The organism is Actinacidiphila bryophytorum (assembly GCF_016916835.1).
In the GTDB taxonomy this organism is placed as follows: Bacteria; Actinomycetota; Actinomycetes; order Streptomycetales; family Streptomycetaceae; genus Actinacidiphila; species Actinacidiphila bryophytorum.
Genome location: NZ_JAFFIX010000073.1, coordinates 1 through 848, shown reverse-complemented (window position 1 = coordinate 848; position 848 = coordinate 1). Strand labels below are relative to the sequence as shown.

Annotated in this window: 1 protein-coding gene; it reads left to right on the top strand. The window is 64.6% G+C overall.

Going from position 1 to position 848, the window contains the following annotated elements:
• Positions 1-840 (top strand): non-reducing end alpha-L-arabinofuranosidase family hydrolase (locus tag JT723_RS34640; RefSeq protein ID WP_205048879.1); only part of this gene is annotated, 840 nt, incomplete at its 5' end.
• Between the last annotated feature and the right edge of the window lie 8 nt (positions 841-848).

Sequence of the window (848 nt, the reverse complement as noted above, 5' to 3'; positions counted from 1 at the left end):
TGGGTGTCGCTGAAGGACTTCACCAACGTCGTCTACAACGGCAAGCACCTGGTCTACGCCTCCAACGTCAACGGCTCCTCCTACGGATCCATGGCCTTCGCCCCCTTCACCAACTGGTCCGACATGGCCTCCGCCGGCCAGACCGGCATGAACCAGGGCACCGTCGCACCCACCCTGTTCTACTTCGCCCCCAAGAACATCTGGGTCCTGGCCTACCAGTGGGGCCCGTCACCGTTCATGTACCGCACCTCCTCCGACCCCACCAACCCCAACGGCTGGTCCGCGCCCCAGGCCCTGTTCACCGGCAGCATCTCCGGCTCCGGCACCGGCCCCATCGACCAGACCCTCATCGGTGACGGCCAGAACATGTACCTGTTCTTCGCCGGCGACAACGGCAAGATCTACCGCGCCAGCATGCCCATCGGGAACTTCCCCGGGAACTTCGGCTCCAACTACACCACCGTCATGAGCGACTCCCAGGCCAACCTGTTCGAAGCCGTCCAGGTCTACAAGGTCCAGAACCAGAACCAGTACCTCATGATCGTCGAAGCCATGGGCTCCGGCGGACGCTACTTCCGCTCCTTCACCGCCACCAGCCTCAGCGGATCCTGGACCCCCAACGCCGCCAGCGAGAGCAACCCCTTCGCCGGCAAGGCCAACAGCGGCGCCACCTGGACCAACGACATCAGCCACGGCGACCTGGTCCGCAACAACCCCGACCAGACCATGACCATCGACCCCTGCAACCTCCAACTCCTCTACCAGGGCAAGAACCCCAACGCAGGCGGCTCCTACGACCAACTCCCCTGGCGCCCCGGCCTCCTCACCCTCCAACACTGACCCCACAC